Below are 26,612 nucleotides of genomic sequence, written 5' to 3'. Positions count from 1 at the left end.
TGTCTGGTCTTCGAAAAGATCTGGAGTATGTGTTCGGCTGAAGGACTACTTGAGGTTCTTCCGCAGTGCTGCGAGTCGACCCGCTGCGCTGCCGTCGATAACCTCGTCGCCCACCCGGACGACCAAGCCGCTGAGGAGTTCTGGATCGACCTCGACGTGTACTGCTACCGGCTTCCCGTAGGTGCGGGTAAGAGTGCTGGCCAAGCGATCCGACTGCTCCGAGCTCAACGCCGAGGCGCTGCGAACGTGAGCAACGGTGGTATCGCGCTGCGCTGCGGCAAGATTCGACAGCTGATCGAAAGTGTCTGCGGGCGCAGACTTCAACCGGCCGACGGCCTGTCCGGCGAGTGCCTCGGTGACCGCGGTGACCTTGCCGTAGAGCAAGCGGGAGAGGAACTCACGCTTGCGGGCTGCGGGAACCGACAGATCCGAGAGCGTCTGCTCCAGGCTGGGATCCCCTGCCACGATGCGGCCGAGACGGAAGAGCTCGTCCTCAACGGTGTCCAACTGGCTCTGATCGGCTGCGGCGCGGAGCAGAGCTTCGCGTCCGAGCAGTTCGAGCGAGTTGACCAAGTCGCGGGCCGCAGACCAGTCCTGGCCTGCAGCTGCCTTCACGGTGGCGAGCGCCTCGGCGCCGACCTTTCCGGAGAACAACTGCTCTGCCAAAGCCTGGCGACCAGCGGCCGGTGCCGAAGCGTCAGCCAGCGCGCTGCGAAGAGCGCGCTGGCCGTCGAGTACCTCGACCACCGAGAAGAGCTCGGACCCAGCCTGAGCAGAAGCAGCAGTTGCGGCTCCTGCAGAGACGGCGCCCAGGGCACTGCTCAGCGCAGAACGAGTCTGCGCCAAGGCTTCACGGCTCGCTGCGTACATGTTGCTCACTTCCTGGCTGAATCAGCGCTGACGGTGTCGAGCTCGTTGAGGAATCGATCAACCGTTCCGGCGCGCTTCACGTCGTCGGCGAGGGACTCACCGATGACCTTCTCGGCCAGGTCTACAGCGGTCTTGCCGAGATCCGAGCGGAGCTCAGCGACGATCTGCTGGCGCTGGGCAACGAGCTGGCTGTGGCCTGCGGCCACGATGCGGTCGCTCTCGTCCTGCGCCTGAACCTTCATGTCAGCGATGATCTGCTGACCCTGGGTACGCGCTTCCTCACGGATCTGCGCTGCCTCGGTACGAGCTTCGGCGAGCTGTGCGCGGTACTGCTCAAGCGCTGCTGCTGCCTCCGCCTGTGCGTCTTCGGCTTTCTTGATGCCGCCCTCGATCTGCTCGGTGCGTTCGGCCAAGACCTTCTGGAACTTCGGAAGTACGAGCTTCCAGAAGACGAAACCAACTACTACGAGCGCGACCGCGGACCACACGATGTCGTATGTCTCGGGGATGAGGGGATTGTGTTCAGTCGTCCCCTCCGCCGCGAGAATTGCGATGGTGGCTGCCATGTCGGTCTTAGAAGATGAAGCCGGCGACGAGGCCGATCAGCGCGAGGGCCTCGGTGAATGCAATACCGAGGAACATGGTGGTACGAACCTGGCCGGCCATCTCGGGCTGGCGGACCATGCCTTCGATTGCCTTGCCCACAACGATGCCCACGCCGATGCCGGGGCCGATTGCTGCGAGGCCGTAGCCGATGGCTCCGTAGCCGCGCGACTTGGTCTCGACAACTTCCTGAGCGAGGTAAGCGATGCTCATGGTGTTCCATTCCCTTTCTGTTGACCTCCGCCGGATTCGGCAAGAGGCTCAGTTCTTGGTGTAGCTGGTGAGGAGGTAAAAGGTCAGTGCTCGTCGGCGTGGAGCGCCAGATCGATGTACACCGCGGTCAGCAGCGCGAACACGTAAGCCTGCAGGAAGATGACCAGCAGCTCGAAGAACGTGAATGCGATACCGGCAATGATCGACGGAACACCGAAGATTGCCTGGAATCCGCCGGACACGAAGAAGAAGTAGTTCGTCGCGCTGAAGAACAGCACCAGCAGGATGTGGCCGGCCAACATGTTGGCCATAAGACGAACCATCAGCGTGAACGGACGCAGGATGAAGGTCGAGATGAACTCGATGGGCACCAACAGGAAGTGCAAGGGCAGCGGGACGCCGGGAACGACGATGCTGCTCTTGACGTACTTGAAGAAGCCGTACTTCTTGATTCCCACGTAGTTGAACACGATGTAGGCGAGCGCTGCGAGTACCAGCGGCATACCGATTCGCGCGTTCGGCGAGATGTTCAGGAAAGGAATGATGCTGGCCAGGTTGCTGGCGACCACGATGAAGAAGATCGTCGTGATGACCGGCAGGAAGCGCTTGCCCTGTTCCTTGCCCAGGATCTCCTCGGCGATGTTGATGCGAACGAAGTCGAGCGCAAGCTCAGCTGCGTTCTGAAGTCCGCGGGGAACCAGTCGAGGGCTGCGCATCGCGATCACGAAGAACGCTGCGACCAGCACCGACATCAGCAGACGGATCAGCATCAGACGGTCGAGCTCGAAGGGGCCCGCGTGAATCAACACGGAGGGCGGGAAAAAATCGTCTAGTGACGGCGCATGGAATTCATCCGCGGCCAGGGTGGTGACGCTCAGCGTTCTCTCCCGTAGTCGGTCCGCAGCCATCATTGACTGCGGTTCGATCGGACATTGACGATCTACAAGTCGACAAGTTCGACTCGCGCATTCGTCAGCAGCTGGAGAACCCTAGAGGGGCCTGGCGTCTGTCGGTGTCGGCGACTCTCGTCGACTCAGCGGTCAGAATTTCGACCACCTGCGAGCACATGGCATCGTCGGCTGAGTGTTACTCGGCCCACCATTGCTCTCGCTTGAACCGAACCTTATCAAGTCATCTACGACATTGTGTAGATGGGGTACCTGGAAGTCCGATTAGTTACGTCTTGTAGTACTACTCAGCGTCGTCGACGTTGCTGCTGGGAGTGGGATCGACGTACGGAGTTTTGGTTCCCAGAACACCGTAGGTCTCCGCTCCGAGCACCACGACCAGCGACATGATGATGACCAGGACGAGGGCGGTCTTGTTGTAGAAATCCATGTCCGAAAGGACAAACAGAACCACCATCGCGAGAATCATCTTCAGCAGCCAGGTACCGAGCAGAACTGCGCCGGCCGTGAGCGCGGGCAGCTTTGCCGTGAGCAGCACGCCCAGCGCCGTGAACAGGATGAACCCGCCGCCGACAGCTGCGCCGATCAAAGCGCCGTAGACGCCTTCCTTACCGGCGAAGAGCCCGCCCAGGAGCGCGCCGACCACGGCCAGCGCGATCAGCCCCATGACACCCCACTTCACGGCCGACTTCATGGCGGCTGTCGAATCAGGGATGGGTTGCGAGGCAGGTACAGGCTGCGGCGTGTTCGTCACGATGCCCAAGGGTAATGGATCGGGAAACTTGGCTAGCGACGCTGCTGCTTGCGATCGATCAGGGAAGGCACCGCAGTGAAGAACAACGCAAGAACCAAACCGGCCGCGACGAGTACAACAACCAGCTGACGATTGAGCAGCGAGGATCCGACGGCACCGAACGCCAGGACGCTGACCCACAGGTAGATGACCAGCACAACTCGTCGGTGCGTGTGTCCGATCTGCAAGAGGCGATGGTGCAGGTGCATCTTGTCCGGACTGAACGGACTGACGCCCGCTTTCGTCCGGCGGATCACGGCCAGGAGCATGTCCAGCATCGGGATGAACATCACAGCCCCGACCAGCAACAACGGCGCGAGGAGGCCGACGAGGTCGCGGGTTCCGTAGGCAGTGAGCGGAATACGACCGGATGCACTGGTGGAGATCGCGGCCAGCATGAGACCGATCAACATCGACCCGGAATCGCCCATGAAAATGCGCGCTGGATTGAAGTTGTGTGGAAGAAAACCGAGACAAGCGCCTGCCAAGGCCGCTGCGATCATCGCCGGCGGGTAGACACTCGCGTCGCCGCCCTGATCGTGCAGTAGACCGATCGAGAAGATGAGGATGGCCAGGGCAGCGATAAGCCCCAACCCGGCGGCCAGCCCGTCGAGACCGTCGACGAAGTTCATGGCGTTGATGGTTGCCACGGCAACAGCAACCGTGAACAGTCCGGATTGAATCTGATCGAGAATGATGGTGGACCCACCGTCACCGCCGAACGGGTTGTAGATGATGAACCAACTGACGCCCATCACGACAAGAACTCCGGCAGCAGTCACCTGACCCACGAACTTGGTGAGAGCGTCGAGACCCCACCTGTCGTCGATCACGCCCACGAGGACGATGACGGCTCCCGCAACGAGTGCGGCATGAACGTCAGGACTCCCGAAGCCGAAACCCCTTGTGAGCGCGGGCAATTGCTGGGCGAACAGCAGGCCGACAGCCATGCCGATGTACATTCCGACGCCACCGAGACGCGGAATCGGCTCGACATGCACGTCCCGATCACGCGGTATGGCGACAGCGCCGAACCGCAGCGCGAACAACCGGACTGCGCCAGTCGCCAGGTAGGTCACCACCGCCGCCGTGCACAGCACGAGCAGCAGTTCACGGATGGGGACACCTGCTCCCCCGCCCCCCTGTGCAAGATATGAGGTCGCTTCGTAGGTAGTGATCACTGCGCGAGATCACCCGTTTGGCGGGGATAGGCAGGCTTTGCCCGAACCAGTTCGCGAACGCCGTCGGCAACTGATGCCAACTCGGCCTCCCCGGACGTAGTGGCGGGGTCCGCGACAACTGCGCGCGCGATCAACTCCCCCACGACGCTCATGTCGGAACGGTTGAAACCCTGTGTCGTCACGGCTGCGGATCCGACACGGATGCCGGACGTGACGGCCGGCGATTGCGGATCGAACGGAATTGCGTTCTTGTTGAGAGTGATCGATGCCAGGCCGCACCTGCGCTCGGCGTCGACTCCGGTGACCCCGCTTGCGCGCAGATCGAGAAGCGCCAGATGGGTGTCGGTTCCACCGGACACGGTGCGCAGACCGCGAGCTTCCAACGACTGCGCGAGCGCCGACGCGTTGGCAACCACTTCCTGTGCATACCAACAATATTCCGGTGTCGACGCTTCTTTGAATGCCACCGCCTTCGCTGCGATCGCGTGCATCATCGGCCCACCCTGGATGAAGGGGAAGACCGCGCGATCGACAGCCGAGGCATGCCGGCTGCGGCACAGGATCATTCCACCGCGCGGGCCCCTGAGGACCTTGTGCGTCGTCGCGGAGACTACGTCGGCATAGGGAACGCACGACGGTATCGCCTGGCCCGCCACCAGTCCGATGAAGTGGGCGGCGTCGACCCACAGGATCGCACCGACCTCGTCTGCGATCGAGCGGAAGGCTGCGAAGTCGATGGTGCGGGAGTACGCGGTCGCGCCGGCGACGATGATCTTCGGCTTGTGCGCCAGAGCCAGGGCGCGAACCTCGTCGTAGTCGATCAATTCGGTGGCCGAATCGACGTGATAGGGAACGGTGGTGAACCACTGCCCCGAAAAGCTGACCCGAGATCCGTGAGTCAGATGCCCACCGTGCGGCAGACTCATCGCCAGTACGGTGTCGCCGGGCTTGGCGAATGCGGCGTACACCGCGAGGTTCGCATTGGCCCCAGAATGCGGTTGGACATTGACGTGCTCAGCGCCGAACAGTGCCTTTGCCCGGTCGATCGCCAGATTCTCGGCTGCGTCGACGTACTCGCACCCGCCGTAGTAACGCCGACCCGGATAGCCCTCGGCGTACTTGTTGCTCAGGGTCGAACCCAAGGCGGCCAGTACCGCGGGGCTGGTGAAGTTCTCGCTCGCGATGAGTTGAAGCCCGCCGCGCTGACGCTCGAGTTCGGCCAGCGCAATAGCCGCGATCTCGGGATCTGCCGTGGCAAGCTCACCGAAATCCGGTCCCCAGTACGTGGATTCCCCCGCGCGCTCGCCGCCGGCGCCGACCATCGTTACGAAACTCCCTCTACGAGGCTTTCCGGACTCGTGCCCAATACCTCGGCGATGGATTCTGCCGAGACGGCACCCACTCGCAAGATACGCGGTGAATTGCCGGTCAGGTCGACGATCGTGGAAGCAACGGCGTGTTCGGCCTTGCCTCCGTCGAGGTACACGCTGGCAGAGCCGCCGAGCTGATCGCGGGCTTCCTCGGCGGTGGTGGCAGGCGGACGCCCCGAAATGTTGGCGCTAGAGACGGCAAGCGGTCCGACATCGCGCAACAATTCGAGGGCAACCGGGTGCAAGGGCATGCGAAGCATGACGGTTCCGCGGGTATCGCCCAGGTCCCAGGCGAGTGAAGGTGCCTGCTCGACGACCAAGCTCAGTCCACCGGGCCAGAACGCGCGGATCAGATCCCGCGCCTGCGGGCGCACGCTGTAGACGAGTCCGTCGATGGTGTTCCACGATCCGACCAGAACCGGGACGGGCATGTCTCGTCCGCGGCCCTTGGCGCGCAACAGACTCGTGACAGCTTCGCTGTCGAACGCGTCGGCGGCGAGGCCGTAAAGGGTGTCGGTAGGGAGAACTACGAGTCGGCCGGCCTTGAGCGCGTTCTTCGCGGCGGCCAAGCCTGCGGTTCGGGAATCTGTCTGACTGCAGTCGTACACGGTGCTCACTCAGCCATCCTTTCACTCTGCGCTTCGGGCGTTCGATTCCGCTGGGCTTCGACGTCGGTGGCGACGCGTCTGGCGACAACGAATCGCGGACGACCGGCAAGATCGGGATGCTGCGCGACCTCGCCGAATACCCGACGCGCCGAGAACAGCGCAGCGACGCCGTCACCGTTGGTGTCGTCGTGCTCGATGCCTGCCGCACCGCCGATGCGAAGCCACCGCGCGATGTTGCTGATCATGGGTTTGATGACGGACAGGCCGTCGGCACCACCGAACAGCGCGGTGTGTGGGTCGTAATCCATGACCTCAGGCTGCAATTGCGCGCCTTCAGGGATGTACGGCGGATTGGACACGACCAGATCGACGCCACCCTCGAGCCCTGGCAACAGGTTCCGATCGGTGACATCGCCCTGATGCAGGTGGATCGGCGTATCACCGGCGGCCTCGCGATCGGCGGCATTACGACGCGCCCACGCCAGCGCGGCGGGCTCCTTCTCCACGGCGTGAACAACCGCGTCGGGGCGAGCCTCGGCGATGGACAGCGCGAGGACACCCGATCCCGTGCACAGGTCCAGCACTACCGGCGGCTTGCTTCCGCAACCTTCGAGGAACGAGAGCGCCCAACCCATGAGCAGTTCGGTTTCGGGCCGCGGAATGAAGACGCCCGGACCGACAGCGACGTCGATGTTGCCCATCGACGCGATTCCGATGATGTGCTGCAACGGAATCCGCTTCACGCGTTGCGCAACCAGCTCGTCGAACGCCGCGATGACCTCGGGATCGACCAACGGAATCAACCCGAGGCGCGTGCGTTCGACACCGAGCAGGTGGGATGCCAACAACTCGGCGTCGGTGCGTGGGCTGGGCACACCTGCGGCGTCGAGCTGTTTTGCAGCTTCGATCAGCGCCAAACGAAGTGGAAGTCGACTCACGGGTACAGCCTGCCACGCTCGACCGACACGCGGTTCACCGAGTTCCCGGCGGGGTGGAGGTCCGTCATGGTCTGCATCTACTCGGCCGCGAGACGCGCCTCTCGGTCCGCCTTGCCCAATGCGTCGAGGAGTGCGTCGAGCTCGCCGTCGAGCACCGCGTCGAGGTTGTGCGACTTGAATCCGATGCGGTGATCGGTGATGCGGTTCTCGGGGAAGTTGTAGGTGCGGATGCGCTCCGAACGGTCCACCGTCCGTACCTGGCTCTGGCGGCCTGCCGACGCTTCTGCGTCCGCGGCCTCCTCGGCGACTACCTGCAAACGGGCTGCCAGCACCTGCATGGCGCGAGCCTTGTTCTGAAGCTGTGAACGCTCGTTCTGACAGGTGACGACGATGCCGGTCGGAAGGTGCGTGATTCGAACAGCGGAGTCCGTCGTGTTGACGCCCTGACCGCCCTTGCCGGACGAACGGTAGACGTCGATACGCAGGTCACTTTCGTCGATCTGGACCTGCTCGACCTCTTCGGGTTCCGGGTACACCAGAACGCCGGCAGCCGAAGTGTGAACGCGTCCCTGGGATTCGGTGACGGGCACTCGCTGGACGCGGTGAACGCCGCCCTCGAACTTGAGCCGCGCCCACACTCCGTCCGGGGTATCGGACTTGCTCTTGATCGACAGTGTGGCTTCCTTGTATCCGCCGAGATCGGAGACCGTCGCGTCGAGAATCTCGACGCGCCAGCCGTGCCGTTCTGCGTAGCGGACATACATGCGGGCCAGGTCCGAGGCAAAGAGTGCGGATTCTTCGCCACCCTCACCGGACTTCACTTCGAGGACGATGTCGTCGCCGTCATGCGGATCTCGGGGTGCCAACTGATCGGTCAGCGTCTGCTCGAGTTGCGCGACCTCGGCTTCGAGATCGGGGATCTCGGCGGCGAAGCTGGAATCGTCGGCAGCGAGTTCGCGCGCGGCTTCCAGATCGTCCTGCGCGGCCGTGAGCTTGTTGTACGTCGACATGATCGGCGAGAGCTCGGAGAACCGCTTACCGACGCGCCTGGCGGCAGCAGGGTCGTTGTGCAGCGCCGGATCGGACATCTGTGCTTCGAGACCGGCGTGCTCCGCCAAGATGTCGTCGATGGCCGAGGGCTGGGTTGCGCCTGCCATGGTTCGCTCCGCTCTGAGTTTCGATTCCTACGGTGCGCGCTTGAAGATAGTGCGACGCCGGCACCCGGGAAACGCGCAAACCGAGTGCAGGCACAAAAAAGCCGACGCCCGATCTGCACATGGCAGATCGGGCGTCGGCGGAACAGCTAGGACTCGGTGGCCGGGACCTTGCTGTCTGCACGCTTGCCGTAGCGAGCCTCGAAGCGAGCGACGCGTCCACCGGTGTCGAGAATCTTCTGCTTGCCGGTGTAGAACGGGTGGCACTGCGAGCAAACCTCGACGTTGATGCGTCCGGACTCCTTGGTGCTGTGGGTCTCGAACGTGTTACCGCAACCGCAGACGACGGTGGTCGCTACGTAGGTTGGGTGGATTCCTGCCTTCATGGTGTCCCTTTCAATGGTCGCCGGGTCGACGTCGCCAATCGACATCGTGAACCGGAACCGGACTCGGCCGTTCAGTATGCCAGATGCGGTACTTCACCAGAAATTCCGCGTCTCGCACGCCTCGGGGTGGCTGTACGAAGTTGTCAACGCACTGCACCTCGGTTTTGTTCCGTCCACGCAAAAGGCCCACAACCAGCTGGTTGTGGGCCTTTTGACGTCGAGTCGATCAGTCGTCGATCGCACCCGGTGCGGTCTTGGAGACCTGCATCAGGAACTCGAGGTTGTTCTTGCTCTTCTTCAGTCGATCGATCAGCAGATCGATCGCCTGATGCGAGTCCAGACCGGACAGGACGCGGCGGAGCTTGTGCAGCACCGCAGCTTCGTCCGGGCTCAGGAGCAGCTCGTCTTTACGCGTGCTGGACGGGTTGACGTCCACGGCCGGGAAGACGCGGCGTTCGGCGATCTTGCGATCGAGCTTGAGCTCGGCGTTGCCGGTGCCCTTGAACTCTTCGAAGATCACGGTGTCGCCGGTGGATCCGGTCTCGACCATTGCGGTAGCGATGATGGTGAGCGATCCACCGTTCTCGATGTTGCGGGCAGCACCGAGGAAACGCTTCGGCGGGTACAGGGCCGTCGAGTCGACACCACCGGAGAGGATGCGTCCCGATGCCGGCGAGGAGTTGTTGTACGCACGACCCAGACGCGTGATGGAGTCGAGCAGTACGACGACGTCCTTACCCATCTCGACCAGGCGCTTCGCACGCTCGATTGCCAGTTCGGCAACTGCGGTGTGATCTCCCGGCGGGCGGTCGAAGGTGGAGGAAATGACCTCACCCTTCACGCTGCGCTGCATGTCGGTCACTTCCTCGGGACGCTCGTCCACGAGGATGACCATCAAGTAGCACTCAGGATTGTTGGTGGCGACGGCATTCGCGATCGCCTGCAACACGCTGGTCTTACCGGCCTTGGGCGGGCTCACGATGAGGGCACGCTGGCCCTTACCGATGGGCATCACCAGGTCGATGACACGCGTGGTGAGAATGTGCTGCTCGGTCTCGAGGCGCAGACGCTGGTTCGGGTACAGCGGCGTGAGCTTGTTGAACTCGGGGCGCTTCTTCGCGGCCTCGACGTCGCCGCCGTTGACCGTGTCGATACGGACCAGCGGGTTGAACTTCTGACGCTGGCTGCCCTGCTCACCGTCACGCGAGACCCGGACGGCACCGGTGATGGCGTCGCCACGGCGAAGGCCGTTCTTGCGGATCAGGTTCATGGAGACGTAGACGTCGTTGGGACCGGCGAGGTACCCGGACGTACGCACGAAGGCGTAGTTGTCGAGGACGTCGAGGATGCCGGCGACCGGCTGCAGGACGTCGTCCTCACGGATCTCGGTCTCGCGCGAATCGTTGGGTGCGCCACCCTCTCCGCGGTCGCGACCACGGCCACGACGCTCACGGAAGCGGCGTCCGCGGCGTCCGCGTCCACCCTCTTCGTCGTCGTCCGGGCCGTTGTTGCGGTTGTCCGTACGCGGACCGGCGTTGTTCTGGCCTGCGTTGTTCTGGTTACCGCGATCCTGACGGTCCTGACGGTCCTGGTTGCCCCGGTTGCCCTGGTTGTCGCGCTGGCCCTGGTTGTCGCGCTGGCCCTGGTTGTCGCGCTGGCCTTGGTTGTCGCGGTTGCGCTCGCGGCGGGGACGCTCGTTGCCCTGCTCGGCGGGAGCCTGATCAGCGTCGGACTTGCCCTCGGTGCGCGCCGGACGCTCGGCCGGAGCCTCAGCCTTGGCGGTCTCGTTGACCTTCGAGGTATCGGCGGCCTTCGCGGTGTCGGCGGCCTTCGAGGTGTCCGAGTCGGACTTGGCCGAAGGAGCTTCCTGCTCGATGCTCAGTTCACCCTGGTCGGGCGAACCTGCACGACGAGCGGCGCCGCGACGCTGGCGTCCGCGACGGGGTGCGCTCTGATCGGAATCCTCGGCGGATTCGGTACGCGCAGGCGCTGCCTCGGCAGGAGCGGATTCTGCCGCGGGAGCCGTTTCGGCTGCGGGGGTTTCGGTACGTGCTGCGCGAGTGCTCTTGGCACGGGTGCGCGCTACGGGTGCGTCGCCGAGCGTGAGTTCGCTCTGTGCGGGTGCAGCCTTTGCGCTGCCGCCCTGGCGCTCCTTGATGGCTGCGATCAGGTCGCCCTTGCGCATGCCGGAAGTGCCTTTGATGCCCAGTTCACCCGCAAGAGTGCGGAGTTCGGTGAGCACCATGCCGGAGAGTCCGGCACCACGGCGCGTTTCGGCACGCTTCGTGGAGGTCGCCACCGCACCGTTCGATGCTGAAGATGACGCCTGAGAATTGTCGCCTGATTCCGACCCGGCGGGTGCAGAAGTGGCGATGAGGTCCGTATCGGTCACGGAGGTCCTTTCCTTCCCTCACTCGCACTGCGCAAAGTCGAGGGTTCGTCCCGCAGTTCGATTGAATACCGAACTCGGTGGTGCCGTACGTGGTTGCTGTCCAGAACTGCCGGCTTGTCCGCCGTCACATGATTGTCGGAAACTCTCGCCTCAAACTTTTCATGCGCTCGCAAACCTGCCCAACGCGCCTTCGTCGTCGATTCACTCCCCCGTGTGGTGAACCCCAGAGTTGTGGAACCTCTGAGTGTTCGATCCGCGGAGGATCCAAACCTTCGGAGAAGGTACAAGCGCGAGGATCATGCCTGCGAGAATCATGCCAAGGACTGTGGACCCCGATTGGGAAGGAGTTTTGCCCCCTGGTGATGCACCGGCGACTGACGCGCACGATGTACGGACATAGCCCAGGATAGCGCCCAAACCTGAGTCCGGCAAGAATTTGGACGAGTGGGTGTGTCAGTTCACTACCGATCGGTAGTGCGCGATCACCAGGACCAAGGCGGGGATCAGACCGTAGTCGTGGATACTTCGACGCCGTCGGCGATGTCCAATTCGAGCACACGGAGTCCGTCTGCCCGCGCCGCTTCGGCGAGTTCGACGGGGAAAGGTTCTGTGCTGAGCGCCAACACAGTGGGACCTGCTCCGGAAACGGTCGCAGCGATGCCGGCCTCACGCAGGATGCCGATCCACCGAGTCGTGAGCGGTAGAGCGGGCGCGCGCTGCGCCTGATGCAGGCGATCCTCGGTGGCTGCCATCAACAGATCGGGACGAGCCGTGAGCGCGACGACGGCCAGTGCACTGCGGCTCGCGTTGAACGACGCATCCTGGTGCGGAACCAATTCGGGCAGGAGCCCACGGGTGTGTGCGGTGGACGACCGTTCCTCGGGAACCAGTGCAACGGCACAGATATCGGGATGTACGTCGAGTTTCGCCGCCGAGTAGATCGGCTCGTCGCCTTCGACGGCCGGCGGGCAACTCCACGAGACGACTGCGCCGCCGAGAACACTGGCAGACGCATTGTCCGGGTGACCTTCGAACTCGGAAGAGAGCTGAACCAACTGCTCTTCCGTCAACCCGATCTCGGCATCGAGTGCGCGTGCCAGACCGTTGGCTGCAGCCAGCCCACCGACGGCCGCGGAAGCCGAGGACCCGAGCCCGCGTGAATGCGGGATCGCGTTGCGGCACAACACGTCCAGGCCACTGGCCCACACTCCAGCCGCTTCGAGACCACGCTCGATTGCACGAACCACGAGATGCGAAGGCCCCCAAGGGACGTCGGCGGCGCCTTCACCTTCGACGCGAATCTGGAGACCTGAATCCGTTGTGGTGACCACGATTTCGTCGTACAACCCCAACGCCAGACCGAGGGTGTCGAACCCCGGCCCCAAGTTTGCACTCGAGGCCGGGACGCGAGCAGTCACCGAAAGGCCGATAGGCAGGGTTATAGTCATGTCAGACACCGGATTCCGCGGAGTGGTCGATGAATCCACGGACACTATGCAAGCTCGAGGGCAGCCGCAACGGCAACGGGATCGACACCGATCGGCTCGACGTTCGGCATACCCTTCAAAGCCGTGTCAGGATCCTTGAGACCGTTACCGGTCACCGTGCACACGACGGTCAGGCCCGGCTCGAGCCAGCCCTCTGCACGTGCGGCGAGCAGGCCGGCGACGCTGGCTGCCGACGCCGGTTCGACGAAGACACCCTCGGTGGCGGCGATCAGACGGTAAGCCTCGAGGATCTTCTCGTCGGTGGCGGCACGGAATGCACCGTTCGACTCTTCCTTCGCGGCGACAGCGCCGTTCCAGGAAGCGGGGGAACCGATTCGGATTGCGGTAGCGATGGTTTCGGGATCCTTGACGGGTGCGCCGTTGACCAGCGGAGCCGCACCGGCAGCCTGAACGCCGAGCATGCGGGGCTTGACCGTGGTCAGACCGTCCGCGTAGTACTCCGAGTAACCGCGCCAGTACGCGGTGATGTTTCCGGCGTTTCCGACCGGGAGGGCGTGCACGTCGGGAGCCTTGCCGAGTACGTCCATGATCTCGAATGCCGCGGTCTTCTGACCTTCGATGCGTACCGGGTTGACCGAGTTGACCAGACCGATGGTGGGGAATTCCGCCGTGGTCTTGCGTGCCAGCTCGAGGCAGTCGTCGAAGTTGCCCTGGACCTGAATGATCTTGGCGCCGTGCATGACTGCCTGCGCAAGCTTGCCCATGGCGATCTTGCCCTGCGGGATGAGCACGGCGCAGGTCATGCCGGCCTTGGCTGCGTACGCAGCGGCCGAGGCGGAGGTGTTGCCGGTGGACGCGCACAGAACTGCGCGCTGGCCACGGGCCAAGGCGTCGGTGACTGCCATCGTCATGCCGCGGTCCTTGAAGGAACCGGTGGGGTTGAGACCCTCGACCTTGAGGTAGACGTCGCAGCCGGTGATCTCGGAGAGGTGGCCGGCCGGCAGGAGCGGGGTGCCGCCTTCGCGCAGGGTGACGGTCTTCCAGTTGTCACCGATCGCGAGACGGTCCCGGTATGCCTCGATGAGACCCGGCCATGCCTTGTGGACGGGGTTGACGATGCCGGTCATTGTTCAGTGCCTTCCAGTCGCAGCACGCTGGTCACAGCGGTGACGAATTCGAGTTCGTTGAGGGCCGCCACGGTCTCGGACAGAGCCGCGTCGGTTGCTACATGAGTGACGACCACCAGACGCGCGCCGGCGCCGGCGCCCTCCTGGCGGACGACGGAGATGCTCACGCCGTGCTTGGCGAACTCGGCGGCGACTGCGGACAGCACACCTTCCTTGTCCGCGACCTCCATGTTCACGTAGTAGCGCGTGAGGATGTCGCCCATCGGGGCGACCTTGAGCTTGGCGTACTTGGACTCACGGGGGCCGCGGCCGCCGTGAACCTTGTTGCGCGCCGCCATCACCAGGTCACCCATCACCGCGGAAGCGGTGGGGGCGCCGCCTGCGCCCTGGCCGTAGAACATGAGCCGGCCGGCGTTCTCTGCTTCCACGACAACGGCGTTGAACGCGCCGTTGACCGAAGCGAGCGGGTGGCTGAGCGGAACCAGCGCCGGGTACACGCGAGCGGAAATCCGCTCCTTGCCCTTGGGCGTGACGATGCGCTCGCAGATCGAGAGCAACTTGATCGTGCAGTCGAGTGCCTTCGCCGACGCCAGGTCGGCAGAGGTGATCGTGGAAATTCCTTCGCGGTACACGTCCGCGGCAGTGACGCGGGTGTGAAATGCGATCGACGCGAGGATCGCCGCCTTCGCTGCCGCGTCGTAGCCTTCGACGTCCGCGGTCGGATCGGCTTCCGCGTATCCGAGGCGTCCGGCTTCGGCCAGTGTCTCCTCGTAGTCGGCGCCGGTCTCGTCCATCGCCGAAAGGATGAAGTTGGTGGTGCCGTTCACGATTCCGGCGACCTTGTTGACACGGTCTCCGGCCAAGGACTGCGTGAGCGGGCGGATCACGGGGATCGCGCCGGCAACAGCGGCCTCGAAGTACAGGTCGACCGAGTTGGCCTCTGCAGCCTCCGCCAATTCACCGGTGTGGTCCGCGAGCAGCGCCTTGTTGGCGGTGACGACCGACTTACCGGAATTGAGCGAGGAGAGAATCAGCTTGCGAGGGAGCTCGATTCCGCCGATCACCTCGACGACGATGTCGACGTCGTCACGACCGACCAGGGACTCGGCGTCCGTCGTCTGCAGTTCCTCGGGGATTCCGCGGTCCGAGCCGATACGACGAACGGCAACTCCCCGCAGTTCCAACGGGGCGCCGACGCGGGCTTCGAGTTCCTCGGCCTGCTCACGAATGATCCGGACGACCTCGCTCCCGACGTTGCCGAGGCCGAGAACGGCCACACCGATAGCGCGATGCGCCGATTCGCTCGTCACTGCGATACCTCCAAGCTGAGCAGATCTTCCACTGTTTCCCTCCGCAGAATCACGCGTGAGACTCCGTCACGCACCGCCACCACGGCTGGGCGGGTGAGCAGGTTGTACCTGCTCGACATCGAATAGCAGTATGCACCGGTCGCTGCTACCGCTAGTAAATCACCGGGCCCGACGTCCTCGGGCATCCAGGTGTCCCGAATGACCACGTCACCGGACTCGCAGTGCTTACCGACGATACGTGCAACGACGGGATCAGCCTCGGAAGTTCGCGAAACCAACTTGGCTTCGTACTCCGCACCGTAGAGGGACGTGCGGATGTTGTCGCTCATCCCGCCGTCGACGCTGATGTAGCGGCGTGTCAGCGAGCTACCCACCGTGACGTCCTTGATGGTGCCGACCTCGTAGAGCGTCACCGTGCCCGGTCCGGCGATGGCGCGGCCGGGTTCGACGGCAAGCGTCGGCTCCGGCAGCCCGGCCAGTGCGGACTCGTTGCGCACGATGTGACCGAGCTTTGCTGCCAGTTCGTCGACGGGCGGCGGGTCGTCGGACGGGATGTACGAGATCCCCATGCCGCCGCCGAGGTCGATGATCGAAATCTGCTTGGTCTTCTCGACGCCGAACTCGGTGACGACCTCGCGGAGCAAACCGATCACGCGGTGCGCTGCCACCTCGAAACCGTCGACGTCGAAGATCTGCGAACCGATGTGGCTGTGCAGTCCGACCAGTCGCAGGTTTTCGGCGGCGAAGACGCGGCGGACCGCGTCGATTGCCGCTCCCCCGGCCAGCGAGAAACCGAACTTCTGGTCTTCGTGTGCGGTGGAGATGAATTCGTGCGTATGCGCTTCGACGCCGACGGTCAGGCGGATCAACACGTCCTGAACGACACCGGCCTCACCGGCGACACGATCGAGTCGATCGATCTCGATCGCCGAGTCGAGCACGACGTGCCCGACACCCGCGGCGACACCGGCGGCCAGTTCGGCGACGGACTTGTTGTTGCCGTGCATGGCAATTCGCTCGGCCGGGAAATCAGCGTGCAATGCGATCGCCAGTTCGCCGCCGGAGCAGACGTCGAGCGAGAGGCCTTCGTCGGCAACCCAGCGTGCGATCTCGCCGCAGAGGAACGCCTTGGATGCGTAGTGCACCTTGGCATCCGGGCCGAAGGCGCGCGCCATGTCACGGCAGCGCGAGCGGAAGTCGTCCTCGTCGATGACGAACAGCGGGGTGCCGTACTTCTCGGCAAGTTCGCTGACCTTGACACCCGCGAGGGTTACTTCGCCGTCGTCACCGCGAGAAGCGTTGCGCGGCCACACCTGCGGTGAGAGTTCGCCGAAGGCTTCGGGGCTGGTTGGACGGTCGGGCAAGCCGGGGGCCTGCAACTGCTCGGCATGCTTGGGGCCGGCGGGGTGCGCGTTCACATTTGCTCCGGTGCGGTGACGCCGAGCAGTTCGAGGCCGTTGGCCAGGACCTGTCGGGTGGCGGCGCAAAGAGCCAGACGTGCGCGATGCACGTCGGTGGCGTCTTCGTCGCCTTGCGGAAGGATGCGGCACGCGCCGTAGAAGCGGTGGTACGCACCCGCGAGTTCTTCGAGGTAGCGGGCAATACGGTGTGGCTCACGCAAATTCGCTGCGCTCGACACGACGCGCGGGTACTCGCCGATCGTGCGGATGAGGTCACCCTCCTGCTCGACGGTGAGCAGGGCGAGGTGGCTCGCGTCGGCCGAGAGTCCGAGGTCTGCGGCGTTGCGGGCGATCGCGGAAAGGCGGGCGTGCGCGTACTGGACGTAGTAGACCGGGTTCTCGCTGCTGGTCTTGGTCCACAGGTCCAGGTCGATGTCGATGCTGGAGTCGACCGACGAGCGGATCATGACGTAGCGCGAGGCGTCGACGCCGATTGCCTCGACCAGGTCGTCGAGGGTGATGACGGTGCCTGCACGCTTGCTCATCTTGACGGCGGTGCCGTCCTTGACGAGGTTGACCATCTGGCCGATCAGCACCTCGACGGTGTCCGGATCGTCACCGAAAGCGGCGGCAGCAGCCTTGAGACGGCCGATGTATCCGTGATGGTCGGCACCGAGCATGTAGATGCAGAGGTCGAACCCACGGGCGCGCTTGTTCTGGAAGTAGGCGATGTCACCGGCGATGTAAGCGGCGTTGCCGTCGCTCTTGATGACGACGCGATCCTTGTCGTCGCCGTAATCGGTGCTCTTGAGCCACCAAGCACCGTCTTCGTGGAAGAGGTTGCCCGAACCCTTGAGGGATTCGACGGCCTTCTCGACAGCACCGGATTCGAAGAGCGAGTTCTCGTGGAAGTACACGTCGAAGTCGACACCGAAGTCGTGCAGGGTCTGCTTGATGTGCGTGAACATCAATTCGACGCCGATGGCCCGGAAGGTTTCCTGCTGCTCGTCGGCCGGCAGCTCCATGACGTCGGGGCGCTGCTTCAGCACCGAGGCGGCGATGTCGGCGATGTATGCACCGGCGTAACCGTCTTCGGGAGCAGGTTCACCCTTCGCTGCAGCGATCAGCGAACGCGAGAAGCGGTCGATCTGGGCACCGTGGTCGTTGAAGTAGTACTCACGTGTGACCAGCCCGCCCTGCGCGGACAGAATGCGTCCGAGCGCGTCTCCGACTGCGGCCCAACGGGTTCCACCGAGGTGAATGGGACCGGTGGGGTTGGCCGAGACGAATTCGAGGTTGATCTTCTTGCCGGCGAGGGAATCACCCGAGCCGTACGACGCGCCGGCTTCGAGAACCGACACGACGATCGCGCCCTGCGCATCCTTGTCGAGCCGAATATTGAGGAAGCCGGGTCCGGCGATCTCGGCGGATTCGATTCCGTCGGCAGCGGTGAGGGCTTCGGCGATCCAGCCCGCCAGCTCGCGGGGATTGGTACCGACCTTCTTGGCTACCTGCATGGCAATGTTGGTGGCGTAATCGCCGTGCTCGGGGTTGCGTGGTCGCTCGACGGTAAGGGTTTCGGGCAGCACGGATACGTCGAGGCCACGATCGACAAGGACGCTCGCTGCGGTTCCGCGGAGCAGTTCGGCAAGGTCAGCTGGAGTCACAGGTATTCATCCTATTGCCTGGACACCGGAAGTGGAGACTCGCCTCACGCCTCGCACTCGGCGAAGCTAGTCGAGGCCGCTGTGGCGTGTCGCACGCCACTCTCAAAGTTTGCCCTCAGACTCGGAAAGTACAGTGGTAATGCCCGAGCTACCACCGCGTACCTACATGCGCGGGCGCGCTTCACCTCAAGCCCACACACCGAAAGAGCCCAATCGATGCCAAGCGGTTCCGATAGTCGCGGTCCCAACAAGAACTCCGGGGCCAAATCAGCCAAGGCCATCAAGGCCGCCAACAAGAACAGTCGGCCGGCCAAGAAGGGCAAGGGTGGCGTCCCCGCTCCCCGCCAGATCCCCTGGCTGTCGATCGGCGCCGGTGTGGCTGTGCTCGCACTCATCGCCGTGCTCGGTATCAATCTGTGGCCCAAGGTCGAGGAGCGGCAGGCCCTCGAGCCGTACAAGTACAGCTCGGAGAACAAGGATCCGTCAGACAAGATCGACGGTGTCCTCAAGATCGAGTACCCGGCGGGCCAGCACGTCGATTCCACTCAGCGCGTCGCGTACGACCAGACCCCGCCGTTCGGTGGCCCGCACGACGCCACCTGGGCGAACTGCACCGGAACCGTGTACGCAGACCCGATCCGCACCGAGAACGCCGTCCACTCGCTCGAGCACGGTGCCATCTGGATCACGTACAACCCTGATCTCGTCGATCAGGACCAGATCGACAGCCTTGCCGGACGCGTCAACGGCAAGTCTTACATGCTGATGTCGCCGTTCCCCGGTCAGAGCAGCCCCATTTCTCTGCAGTCGTGGGGTCATCGCCTCGAGATCGACAAGGCCGACGACGATCGCATCGATCAGTTCATCACTGCGCTGAACCAGAATCCGAACGTCTACCCCGAGGTCGGCGCGAGCTGCACCAATCCGCTGTTCACTCCGTCGACGTCGCCGTTCGATCCGACACCTCCGGGCCCCGACGCCATCCAGATGGACGGCACGGGCGCTACCCCGGCCACCGACGAGCAGATTCCCGCCGGTGGATAGTTCACAGAACACCGATCAGTCTTCGAAGCCGAGTCAGCGCACCGCACTGCTGATCATCGGTCTGATCGGCGCGATCGCCGTCGGTTTTGCATTGGGCGCATTCACCAATCTCCTCGGACCCGACGCGAAGTCGTCACTGACCGTTCCGGCATCGGATTCGGTGGACGTCGGATTCGCGCAGGACATGAGCGTGCATCACAGCCAGGCCGTGGACATGGCGTCGATCGCTCTGACGAAGTCCACCGACAACGACGTGCGCACTCTCGCGTTCGATATCTTGACCACGCAGCAGAACCAGCTCGGTCAGATGCAGGCGTGGCTGACCATGTGGGATCAGCCGCTGTCCAAGGTGGGCCCGTACATGGAATGGATGTCGTCTGATTCGGGCTCCGGCCACGGATCGCACGGGACTTCGGCCACGATGGACATGGCTCATTCGGGCCCGGTCGACACCATGCCCGGCATGGCGTCCCCCGAGGACCTTGCAGCGCTCCGGGCAGCAGAAGGTCTGCAACTCGACACCTTGTTCCTGCAGTTGATGCTTCGTCACCACGAAGGTGGGCTTCCGATGATGGAGTACGCAGCAGCTGACGCCACCGAGGGGCCGGTGCGCAGCCTGGCGCAGACCATGGTCAACACACAGCAGAGCGAGTCGAAGCTGATGACCGATATGTTGGCAGCTCGCGGCGCAGTGCCGCTGCCCATGAACTGAGCAGAACTGAACTGAGAAAATTCAGACCCGAACTGGGCCTGGTCCTGAAATTTCAGGACCAGGTCCAGTTTTCTACCTCCGGCATGTCTTCGAGGTGCTCGACGATGTAGCGCGAGTGCTTCTCGAGCTGGGTGCGGCAGAACTCCGCCAACTCGGACGCGCCGGCCGGCCGACGCTTGGAGCGTCGTAGCGCCTCGATCACCAGGTGGTAGCGGCTCATCTTGTTGAGGACAACCATGTCGAACGGTGTTGTGGTTGTTCCCTGTTCGCTGAATCCGCGAACGTGGAAGCGCTCGGGACTCGGACGCCCGTGAATCAGTTCGTGCACCGCACGCGAGTATCCGTGGAATGCGAACACGACGTCGGTCTGCGCGGTGAACAGATCGAGGAAGACCCGCTCCCCGAATCCGTGGGGATGCTCCGTCGGCGTCAGCAGCGCCATCAGGTCGACGACGTTGACGACTCGGGTGATCAGTTCCGGCGTGTGATCGCGCAGCAACTGTGCAGCAGCCAAGATCTCCTGCGTCGGTACGTCTCCCGCCGCAGCCAGGACCACGTCCGGTTCCTGTCCGCGAGCTTCGGTTCCGGCCCATTCCCAGACCGAAGCCCCCGCCGCGCAGTGCTCGTGCGCTTGCTCGAGCGTGAGGTACTGCAGGTGTGGTTGCTTGTCCACGACGATCAGGTTGACGTGGTCGGTACTGCGCAGACAGTGATCCGAGATCGAGAGCAAGGTGTTGGAATCCGGCGGTAGCCACACGCGGATCACGCTGGGCGCCAAGGGAATAACGGCGTCGATCATGCCGGGACCCTGATGCGAGAATCCGTTGTGGTCGTTGCGCCAGCACGTACTGGTCAGCAGCACGTTGAGCGAGGCGACCGACGCCCGCCACGGCAGGTCGACAGCGTGTTGGAGCCACTTGGCATGCTGGATGAGCATCGAGACACTCACCATCGCAAACGCTTCGTAGCTCGCGAACATCCCGTGTCGGCCTGACAACAGATAACCCTCGAGCCAACCCTCGCAGAGGTGCTCGCTGAGGACCTCCATGACGCGACCGTCCGCGGACAGCCCGTCGTCGTAGTCGGTGATCGGCAGTTGCCAACAGCGGTCGGTTGTCTCGAACACGGCGCCGAGGCGATTGCTCGATGTCTCGTCCGGACAGAAGAGTCGGAAGATCCCGCCGCTGTCCTCGGTTTCCGTGGCGGCGTAGATGTCGCGCAGAAGCTCGCCGAGCACTCGCGTCGTCTCGTGGAAAGTCGAACCCGGGGATTGGATGGGTAGCGCGTATTTTTCGAGCGGCGGCATCGGAAGATCGACGCGAAGTCGTCCGCCGTTCGCGTACGGAGTGCTCCCCATACGCTTGTCCCCCGCCGGTGAGAGCGCCGCCAGTTCCGCGACCAGTGATCCGTTGGCGTCGAACAACTCGTCCGGACGGTACGAGCGCATCCACTCTTCGAGTTGCCGCAGATGTGATTCGTTGCTTCGCACGCCGGACAACGGCACCTGGTGCGCACGATGTGTGCCCTCGACCAAAATTCCGTCGACGGTGTGCGGTCCGGTCCATCCTTTCGGCGTCCGCAACACGATTGCCGGCCACGAACCCGTCCACTCCTCTCCGCGGCGTGCGGCACCCTGCATCTCGCGGATCTTCTCGTGCGCCTGCGAGATCGCTTGATACAGCTGAGGGAACACCACGTCGGGGTCGTCACCGGAGACGACGATCGGCGCCCACCCCTGTCCACCGAGATAGGCCTGGATGTCTTCGTCGCTGCTGCGTCCGTACACCGTCGGCCCGGCTATTTTGGCGCCGTTCACGTGCAGGATCGGCAGGACCGCGCCGTCGCGTCGTGGATTCAGGAACGCCGGGAGCTTCCACGAACCGGACAACGGCCCGGTCTCCGCTTCGCCGTCGCCGATCACGCAGGCCACCACGAGGTTCGGATGATCGAAGGCAGCGCCGGCCGCATGGGCAAGGGCGTAGCCGAGTTCGCCGCCTTCGTGAATGCTTCCGGGTGTCTGCACACTCACGTGGCTGGGCACCCCGCCGGGAGCGGAGAATCGCCGACACATCCGGTGGATACCCTCGGCGTCGTCCGAGACTTCCGGATAGATCTCCGAGTACGTTCCCTCGAGATACGTCGACGCGACCAGGGCCGGACCGCCGTGCCCGGGGCCGGTCACGTACAGCCAGTCCGCATCGGTGGCGACGATGTGCCGATTGAGGAGCGTGTAGATCATCGACAAACCGGGACTGGTCCCCCAGTGCCCGAGCAGCCGAGGCTTGATGTGCTCGGCGCGTAACGGTTCCCGCAGAAGCGTGTTGTCCTTCAGGTAGATCTGCGCAACGGTCAGGTAGTTGGCCGCTGCCCACCACTTCAGGTCGAGCGCGAGCTGGTCTTCGGAATAGTGGTGATCGGTCATCAACGACTCCCGTACCTCACGAGGGTGCCCGAGCAATCCGCCCGAGCCTGTGCTCACAGGCGAGCCTAGGCGTAAAAAGCATCCGAGTCAGTCGGTACAGATGATTCGACGACCATGGTCCCCGGCCGCATACTCGACAGCCTGGAGCGAGGACGCCATGCCGAGACGGGGACCGGTTTGGTCCTGCGCCCACGTGATGCGCTACGCTAACGCAGCCCAATCGGCACACCGAAATTTCGGTGCGCCCCCGTAGCTCAGGGGATAGAGCGTTCGCCTCCGGAGCGAAAGGTCGCAGGTTCGAATCCTGCCGGGGGCACCACGAAGACACAGGTCAGCGATGCATCTTTCGCCTCTTCACGGTGCCACGTCAAAAGTTTCAGGGTCATCTGCCCGAATGCTGTCGATCTCACAACTCGCATCGATCCTGCTCCCACGTACACGATGCGTCAGCTGCCGCGTTTGTCGCAGTAGCCGAGACCGGGACGACGCGGTAGCCGCGGCTCGAACGCGCGCTCAAAGTTCAACTGTGCGTTCGCCGTCGCTCATTCGGCATTCAACTGACCCTCACCGGCGGATCCGTCCTGGTGCGTGAGCGGGCACTACTTCAGCAAGCCGAAGGCAGCTCGGCCGCGCAGGAGTCTCTCCTACGCGGCCGAGCGCATTCGCGGATGAAGCAAGTATTCAGTTGACCTCGGCCAACTCCTTTTCTTCCTCAGCGCGCCTTTCACGCACGGATCTTCCACGCAGCGAGCTCCCACGTACGAGCGGCGAGACGGTGATCGCCAAGCCCACCAGCGCGACCCCGGTGACCAGGATCAGTCCGGGATGGAACTGCTCGAACCCGGCGGTACCGGCGCCGGACGCGGTGTGCGATCCGGCGGTCACGAGGGCAGTAGTCAGAGCGAGCACGAGCGCCGCACCGACCTGAGCTGACGTGTTCACCAGACCGGACGCCAAGCCCTGCTCGGAGTCGTCGACGCCCGAGGTGGCCTGAGCCATGATCGAGGTGTATCCCAACGCGAATCCGAGTCCGAGCAGGATGACGCTCGGCAGAATCGCCACGACGTACGACGGTGAATCGCTGCCGGCGAAGAGGAACCAGAGGTACCCGACGCTCAGCGACGTCAGTGCCGCGATGATGAGCTTGGCACTGCCGTACAGGTCCACCAACCGTCCGACGAACGGCGATCCGAAGGCGACGATGATGCCCGCAGGAAGCAGCGCCATCGCCATCTTCAACGGCGACCAGCCGAGAGCGGACTGAAGGAAGATCGTCATCATGAACTGGAAGCTCAGGTAGGAACCGAAGAGCGCGATGATGGCCAGATTCGCACGGACGATGGTGCCGACGCGCAGAAGTCCGAGGCGCACCAGCGGATGCGCCACCTTTTTCTCCACGAAGAAGAACGTCGCGAGCAGCACGGCTGCGACGGCGAACGATCCCAACGTCATCGGGTGTGCCCACCCGCGGGTCGGAGCGGAGACCATCGTGTACACCGTGAGCAGCATTCCCGTCACCAGGGTGACGGCCCCGACGAGGTCGTGTCCCCCGGTATCCGCGGGACGGTCCCGCGGAATGAGGAAGTACCCACCGATCAGTGCGATGACGGCAAACGGAACCGGCATCAGGAACGTGAATCGCCAACCGGCACTGGTCAACAGCCCGCCGAGGATCAAGCCGGACGAGTAACCACTAGCGCCGAACACCGAGAACACCGACAGCGCACGGTTACGGGCCGGACCTTCCTTGAACGTCGTGGTGAGAATGGACATTGCGGTCGGAGCGGTGAAGGCGGCAGCCAAGCCCTTCACGAATCGTGATGCGATCAGCAGTGTTCCGTTGTCGACCAGTCCACCGACCAGCGAGGCGATCGCGAACACGGTGAGCGCGATCAGGAAGACCTTCCTACGTCCGAGGAGGTCGGCAGTACGTCCACCGAGCAGCAGCAAACCGCCGAACCCGAGGACGTATCCGTTGATGATCCACTGCAGCGAGGTAGTGGACAGGCCCAGTTCATTGCCGATGGACGGAAGAGCGACGCCCACCATCGACACATCGAGACCGTCGAGGAACAACACGAGGCAGAGCACCGCGAGGATGCCCCACAGCTTGAGGGACCAGCCCTCCCCTGTGGCCGGATCCGCGGATTCCGTAGAACCCGGGGATTCCGGCGAATCGAATGGTTTGAGTGTCGAGTCTGTGCAAGTCACGTCAGCGAGAATAGATGCACATGCACATAATGCACAAGCATTTAATGCAATTGCACGTAATCGAGTCTTCAACTAGAATGCGGACGTGACGTCGGAATCCGAATTGCGCAACACCTGGCGCTCGCTGTCGACCAGCTACAACGACATCGCGTGCGAACTCGATCGCCAGATGCAGTCGGCGCATGGGCTGAGCATGAGCGACTTCGAGGCTCTCGACCGGCTCATGGACGCCTCGTGCGAACGTCCACGCATGCAGGAGCTGGCCTCGGAGATGTACCTGAGTCCCAGCGCGCTCTCCCGCAGCGTCGCCCGCCTCGAGAAGGCCGGACTGGTTCAGCGAGCACTGTGCGAGGCCGACCGGCGCGGAGTGTTCGTCGATGTCACCGACAAAGGACGCCAGGTACACGCGGACGCCAGCAAAATTCAACTGGCCGTACTGGATTCGCGCCTGCGCGAGCAGTAGCCGCATGTCAGAGGAGCAGCACACCGCGCCCGGCCACCGGGCGAGGGCCGTTCCGGACTAGACTGAGGACATACCGACGCGCCTTTCTGTTGCCGTCGGCGATCGACAGCAGCGCAGCCAGCACGCTTTCACGCGGTCCTGGCCGAGGCAATCTGCCAGCGTTTCTGCGGCTTCTGCTAGTCCCTCAGGCTCCTGCCTGACATCTCTACCTGCTCCTATCGAGAGATACACAATTGAACAACGCACGCACCCTTGGAGTCATCGGACAGTCGAGCAAACCGGCAGAACGCCGGTTGCCGATCCATCCTGCGCATTTCGATCGCATCGATGCCGAACTACGTTCTCGGATCTACCTCGAAGAGGGCTACGGCCACCCCTTCGGCTACTCCGACGACTACCTCTCGCGCCTGGTTGCCGGAATCCGCACGCGCAAGCAGATTTTGGCGGAAACCGATGTGGTTCTGCTACCGAAGCCGTTGGTGCGTGACCTCGCCGAACTACGATCCGGTCAGGTTCTCTGGGGCTGGCCGCACTGCGTCCAGGACACCGAACTGACACAGATCGCGATCGACAAGAAACTGACTCTCATCGCCTTCGAGGCCATGAACTTCTGGCACAGCGACGGATCGTTCAATCTGCATGTGTTCCACAAGAACAACGAGCTCGCCGGCTATTGCTCGGTACTGCACGCCCTGCAGTTGATCGGTTCCACCGGAGACTACGGCCGCCGTCTCACTGCTGCCGTGATCGGTTTCGGAGCCACTGCACGCGGCGCGGTCACAGCACTCAAGGCGCACGGTATCCACGAAGTGAACGTCCTCACCCAACGTGGAGTCACCGCCGTCAGCTCCCCTATCCACTCGGCGCGCATGGTCTCGTTCGACAACAACAACGGTGACGTCCGTGGCAGCCACGTGATGCTCGACAACCACAGCGTGCCGGTACCCGGCTTCTTGGCCGAGCACGACATCGTCGTCAACTGCGTACTGCAGAACACCGACGCCCCACTGACTTTCCTGACCGAGGAAGACCTCATGGACTTCCAACCCGGCAGCCTCATCGTCGACGTGTCGTGCGACGAAGGCATGGGCTTCAGTTGGGCTCGCCCCACCTCGTTTGCCGAGCCGACCTTCATCGTCGGTGACAACATCACCTATTACGGCGTCGACCACAGTCCGTCGTACCTGTGGAACTCGGCATCGTGGGAAATCAGCGAGTCTCTTCTCCCCTACCTGCCCACCGTGATGGCGGGAGAGACGGCATGGAAGGCAGACGAGACCGTCGATCGAGCCATCGAAATCCGTGACGGCGTCATCGTGAATCCGGCCATCACACGGTTCCAGCACCGCTCGCCGGACTACCCGCACGCCGTCATCGCGGAGTAGCCGCCCC

At 63.5% G+C, this 26,612-nt stretch carries 23 protein-coding genes, 1 tRNA gene and 1 pseudogene; 6 read left to right on the top strand and 19 right to left on the bottom strand.

Annotation, left to right across the window (positions count from 1 at the left end; all coding sequences use genetic code 11):
- Positions 1–45: 45 nt before the first annotated feature.
- The 17 genes from ACFT1A_RS26015 to argS form a co-directional block, all read right to left on the bottom strand.
- Positions 46–870, bottom strand: a complete 825-nt coding sequence (locus tag ACFT1A_RS26015) for a F0F1 ATP synthase subunit delta (RefSeq protein WP_003941304.1) — start codon at positions 868–870, stop codon at positions 46–48.
- A gap of 5 nt (positions 871–875) precedes the next feature.
- Positions 876–1,436, bottom strand: a complete 561-nt coding sequence (locus ACFT1A_RS26010) for a F0F1 ATP synthase subunit B (protein WP_003941337.1) — start codon at positions 1,434–1,436, stop codon at positions 876–878.
- Between the two features lie 7 nt (positions 1,437–1,443).
- A complete protein-coding gene (locus ACFT1A_RS26005) occupies positions 1,444–1,686 on the bottom strand; it encodes an ATP synthase F0 subunit C (RefSeq protein ID WP_003941327.1) in 243 nt (80 codons plus the stop codon).
- 83 nt (positions 1,687–1,769) lie between these two features.
- Positions 1,770–2,597, bottom strand: coding sequence for a F0F1 ATP synthase subunit A (gene atpB, locus ACFT1A_RS26000; protein ID WP_042445557.1), 828 nt, complete (start codon positions 2,595–2,597; stop codon positions 1,770–1,772).
- Between the two features lie 280 nt (positions 2,598–2,877).
- Positions 2,878–3,348 carry a hypothetical protein gene (locus tag ACFT1A_RS25995; RefSeq protein WP_378449328.1) on the bottom strand — a complete coding sequence of 157 codons (471 nt, stop codon included), beginning with the start codon at positions 3,346–3,348 and terminating at the stop codon, positions 2,878–2,880.
- A gap of 32 nt (positions 3,349–3,380) precedes the next feature.
- Positions 3,381–4,568: a glycosyltransferase family 4 protein gene (locus ACFT1A_RS25990; RefSeq protein ID WP_378449327.1), complete on the bottom strand. Its 1,188-nt coding sequence runs from the start codon at positions 4,566–4,568 to the stop codon at positions 3,381–3,383.
- A complete protein-coding gene (glyA, locus tag ACFT1A_RS25985) occupies positions 4,565–5,890 on the bottom strand; it encodes a serine hydroxymethyltransferase (protein WP_378449326.1) in 1,326 nt (441 codons plus the stop codon). Before glyA ends, ACFT1A_RS25990 begins: the two co-directional genes overlap by 4 nt.
- Positions 5,891–5,892: 2 nt before the next feature.
- Entirely contained in the window at positions 5,893–6,555 is a 663-nt protein-coding gene (locus ACFT1A_RS25980) for an L-threonylcarbamoyladenylate synthase (protein WP_230817059.1), read from the bottom strand.
- Positions 6,552–7,484 carry a peptide chain release factor N(5)-glutamine methyltransferase gene (gene prmC / locus ACFT1A_RS25975; RefSeq protein WP_378449325.1) on the bottom strand — a complete coding sequence of 311 codons (933 nt, stop codon included), beginning with the start codon at positions 7,482–7,484 and terminating at the stop codon, positions 6,552–6,554. Before prmC ends, ACFT1A_RS25980 begins: the two co-directional genes overlap by 4 nt.
- A 77-nt stretch (positions 7,485–7,561) precedes the next feature.
- A complete protein-coding gene (gene prfA / locus ACFT1A_RS25970) occupies positions 7,562–8,641 on the bottom strand; it encodes a peptide chain release factor 1 (RefSeq protein WP_003941341.1) in 1,080 nt (359 codons plus the stop codon).
- Positions 8,642–8,787: 146 nt separating this feature from the next.
- A complete protein-coding gene (gene rpmE / locus ACFT1A_RS25965; RefSeq protein ID WP_003941310.1) occupies positions 8,788–9,024 on the bottom strand; it encodes a 50S ribosomal protein L31 in 237 nt (78 codons plus the stop codon).
- 226 nt (positions 9,025–9,250) lie between these two features.
- Entirely contained in the window at positions 9,251–11,416 is a 2,166-nt protein-coding gene (gene rho, locus ACFT1A_RS25960) for a transcription termination factor Rho (protein WP_378449324.1), read from the bottom strand.
- Between the two features lie 503 nt (positions 11,417–11,919).
- Positions 11,920–12,864: a homoserine kinase gene (gene thrB, locus ACFT1A_RS25955; RefSeq protein WP_378449323.1), complete on the bottom strand. Its 945-nt coding sequence runs from the start codon at positions 12,862–12,864 to the stop codon at positions 11,920–11,922.
- Between the two features lie 44 nt (positions 12,865–12,908).
- On the bottom strand, positions 12,909–13,991 hold the full coding sequence (gene thrC / locus ACFT1A_RS25950; protein ID WP_003941280.1) for a threonine synthase: 1,083 nt from the start codon (positions 13,989–13,991) through the stop codon (positions 12,909–12,911).
- Complete coding sequence (locus ACFT1A_RS25945; protein ID WP_007726192.1) at positions 13,988–15,301, bottom strand: homoserine dehydrogenase; 1,314 nt, start codon at positions 15,299–15,301, stop codon at positions 13,988–13,990. Before ACFT1A_RS25945 ends, thrC begins: the two co-directional genes overlap by 4 nt.
- Positions 15,298–16,719 (bottom strand): diaminopimelate decarboxylase, encoded by a 1,422-nt coding sequence (gene lysA, locus ACFT1A_RS25940; protein ID WP_378449322.1) that lies wholly within the window; start codon positions 16,717–16,719, stop codon positions 15,298–15,300. The genes ACFT1A_RS25945 and lysA overlap by 4 nt, the downstream gene beginning before the upstream one ends.
- Positions 16,716–18,368 carry an arginine--tRNA ligase gene (argS, locus tag ACFT1A_RS25935; protein WP_378449321.1) on the bottom strand — a complete coding sequence of 551 codons (1,653 nt, stop codon included), beginning with the start codon at positions 18,366–18,368 and terminating at the stop codon, positions 16,716–16,718. The genes lysA and argS overlap by 4 nt, the downstream gene beginning before the upstream one ends.
- A 216-nt stretch (positions 18,369–18,584) precedes the next feature.
- Between argS and ACFT1A_RS25930 the strand changes: the two genes are divergently transcribed.
- Entirely contained in the window at positions 18,585–19,412 is an 828-nt protein-coding gene (locus ACFT1A_RS25930; protein ID WP_095971602.1) for a DUF3105 domain-containing protein, read from the top strand.
- Positions 19,405–20,124, top strand: a complete 720-nt coding sequence (locus ACFT1A_RS25925) for a DUF305 domain-containing protein (protein ID WP_378449320.1) — start codon at positions 19,405–19,407, stop codon at positions 20,122–20,124. The genes ACFT1A_RS25930 and ACFT1A_RS25925 overlap by 8 nt, the downstream gene beginning before the upstream one ends.
- Before the next feature lie 52 nt (positions 20,125–20,176).
- Here ACFT1A_RS25925 and ACFT1A_RS25920 read toward each other — a convergent pair whose 3' ends face one another.
- A complete protein-coding gene (locus tag ACFT1A_RS25920) occupies positions 20,177–22,546 on the bottom strand; it encodes a phosphoketolase (protein ID WP_378449335.1) in 2,370 nt (789 codons plus the stop codon).
- Positions 22,547–22,789: 243 nt separating this feature from the next.
- On the opposite strand from ACFT1A_RS25920, the gene ACFT1A_RS25915 reads away from it, so the two are divergent.
- Together ACFT1A_RS25915 and ACFT1A_RS25910 are read left to right on the top strand one after the other, a co-directional pair.
- Positions 22,790–22,865 (top strand) — tRNA-Arg (locus ACFT1A_RS25915).
- A gap of 122 nt (positions 22,866–22,987) precedes the next feature.
- Positions 22,988–23,160 (top strand): annotated as a pseudogene (locus ACFT1A_RS25910) (LysR family transcriptional regulator); the annotation flags it as partial.
- A gap of 67 nt (positions 23,161–23,227) precedes the next feature.
- Here the strand turns inward: ACFT1A_RS25910 and ACFT1A_RS25905 are convergent.
- Positions 23,228–24,757, bottom strand: coding sequence for an MFS transporter (locus ACFT1A_RS25905; protein WP_378449319.1), 1,530 nt, complete (start codon positions 24,755–24,757; stop codon positions 23,228–23,230).
- Positions 24,758–24,842: 85 nt separating this feature from the next.
- Here ACFT1A_RS25905 and ACFT1A_RS25900 point away from each other — a divergent pair, with 85 nt between their 5' ends.
- Positions 24,843–25,220 carry a MarR family winged helix-turn-helix transcriptional regulator gene (locus tag ACFT1A_RS25900; RefSeq protein WP_230817046.1) on the top strand — a complete coding sequence of 126 codons (378 nt, stop codon included), beginning with the start codon at positions 24,843–24,845 and terminating at the stop codon, positions 25,218–25,220.
- Between the two features lie 233 nt (positions 25,221–25,453).
- The gene (locus ACFT1A_RS25895; RefSeq protein WP_378449318.1) at positions 25,454–26,605 is read left to right on the top strand and encodes a N(5)-(carboxyethyl)ornithine synthase; all 1,152 of its coding nucleotides are present in this window, start codon (positions 25,454–25,456) and stop codon (positions 26,603–26,605) included.
- The last annotated feature ends 7 nt before the right edge of the window (positions 26,606–26,612 follow it).

It is taken from the genome of Rhodococcus sp. NPDC057135 (assembly GCF_042670865.1).
In the GTDB taxonomy this organism is placed as follows: Bacteria; Actinomycetota; Actinomycetes; order Mycobacteriales; family Mycobacteriaceae; genus Rhodococcus_F.
This window is presented reverse-complemented; position numbering and strand designations above follow the sequence as displayed.